This is a genomic window from Bacillus sp. JJ1521 (assembly GCF_036965165.1).
Lineage (GTDB): Bacteria > Bacillota > Bacilli > Bacillales > Bacillaceae_L > Ferdinandcohnia.
In genome coordinates, this window is sequence record NZ_JBALOX010000036.1 from 311 (window position 1) to 2,277 (window position 1,967).

General features: G+C 35.0%; 3 protein-coding genes. All 3 read right to left on the reverse strand.

The window, feature by feature from the left end:
- On the reverse strand, positions 1–422 hold a 422-nt coding region (locus tag V7147_RS06405), incomplete at its 3' end, for an MFS transporter (RefSeq protein WP_335367025.1).
- Positions 370–1,170, reverse strand: a complete 801-nt coding sequence (locus V7147_RS06410; protein WP_335367026.1) for an MFS transporter — start codon at positions 1,168–1,170, stop codon at positions 370–372. The genes V7147_RS06410 and V7147_RS06405, both read right to left, overlap by 53 nt.
- A 447-nt stretch (positions 1,171–1,617) precedes the next feature.
- Positions 1,618–1,815 carry a hypothetical protein gene (locus V7147_RS06415; RefSeq protein ID WP_335367027.1) on the reverse strand — a complete coding sequence of 66 codons (198 nt, stop codon included), beginning with the start codon at positions 1,813–1,815 and terminating at the stop codon, positions 1,618–1,620.
- Positions 1,816–1,967: the final 152 nt, after the last annotated feature.

Below are 1,967 nucleotides of genomic sequence, written 5' to 3' on the forward strand. Positions count from 1 at the left end.
GTTCTGACCCTTTTCGGCGGCTTAATGAAAAATAATACCAGTATGGTTGCTATTACTGAAATCCCTGCTACCGAAAAAAACAATATATCATGTGAAAGCTTCATTAGGATTGCAAAGACAGGTGGGCCAACAGCAACACCTATAAATCGAAAACTACTATAAATTGAAGTAATTGTACCTCTTTCGTCTTTTTCAGTGCCATTCGTAATTAGTGCATCCAAACTTGGAAGAGCAATTCCTACTCCTATCCCACAAAAAACAAGGGCCACTAAAAAAATATAAATGTTTTCGGTATAACAAATCGCAAAGACCGCCAAAGTAGATCCAAAAATACCCGAAAAAATAATCCATTTGATCGCATTTTTATCATCACCAAGCTTNNCCAAGTGGAATTGCCAGGATGAGTCCTTTAATAATTCCATCAATTCCGTATTTGTCCTCCAAAATCGAGGATAAAAAGAAGAGCATACCAAAAAGAATGTAAAAACAGATAGCTCCGACGATAAAAATGGATATCAGCCACCGCCCCTCTTCCTTAAGGGTCCGCTTAATTTTTTTCAAAAAGAAAGAAAAGCTTGAAGTATCGACTTCATTGTCCTTTGGCGTTTGAACCATAAATTGAATCAATAGAATCGAAATTAAACAAAAAATAGGGAAAGCAAAAAAAGGCATATACCAAATCATTGCAGCCAGAATTGCACCTAAGATTGGGCTTAGTACCTTTCCAAATGTATTGGATGTTTCAATTAATCCAAGTCCTGTATTCACATCTTTCTCGCTTTTACACATATCTCCAACCAATGGTAGAACAATTGGGGATGCACCCGCGGCACCTACACCCTGTAAAAATCTTCCGATCAAAATTATTAGGTACGGGCTTTCAAATAGCCAAGAAGCTAGACCTGAGAGTAACCCTCCTAATCCTGCAATGATCAAACTTGGGATAATTACTTTTTTCCTGCCAATTCGGTCGGAAAGAAATCCCGCAATCGGAATTAATATAATCGCAACAATTGAATAGATCGTAATAATCAAGCTTGATTGAAAAGGTGAAATTTCAAGTTCTTTTTCCATCAATGGTAAAACGGGGATTAGCATAGAATTGCCCAAGGTCATGACTAATGGGATTGATGCAAGTGAAAGCACGCCCCATTTTTCTTTTTTCTTCATTCTTCTTTCTCCTTCGGAATTCTAAATAGGTTCTATCAAAATTAACCTATCCTTAAACATCCCTAACTATGCAAAAGGTAGTGGATAAAAAAAAGGAACTAGGTTTTTCGAAAACATTAATTATAAGTGAGCCAATAAACTAAATCGCTTGTTAGAAAAAGGTTTTTACCTTGTCTTCTTGTTTATGACATTCTGTACAAATACTCTCTATTTCAAAAGCATCCTCTCTTAAATTGTGTACAGTCTCCTTATTACAATTTGTGCAAAATCTTTGTTCAGTTATTTCTCTCAACTAAAGTCACTCCTTAACTAAAATTTATCAATTCTCCTATCTTATTAGGATGACTATTATTTGCTTATTTATTTATTAATAAATACTTGTCCATACGACTAAAACAATCAACTCCTATCTTTGTTGGCCAAAGACAGGAGTTAATCCATTACAAACTAATCGTTATTTTCTTCCAGTTCTAATTCTTGAGATTCCACTTGTTCTTCATTCCATTGCCGTCTTCCCCAAAAGAAATCCCACGGACCCCTTCTATGATCATTTTCTTCTTTTCTCTCATCAATAAATTCAACATTTTTTGCATGGATGATTAGGTTATCAACATGAATGACTCTTTCCTTTTTATGCTCTGACATTCTTGTGCCTCCCTCATTATGGTTAAATCGTTAATATCATATTCATGAGGAAATACAATGTATAGGTATCTGTCTAAATTTACATTATTTCTACAATCCCCTGGAGCAAACTGAACTTTAAATTTTTTAAAACTATATCTCAACCACTTGGG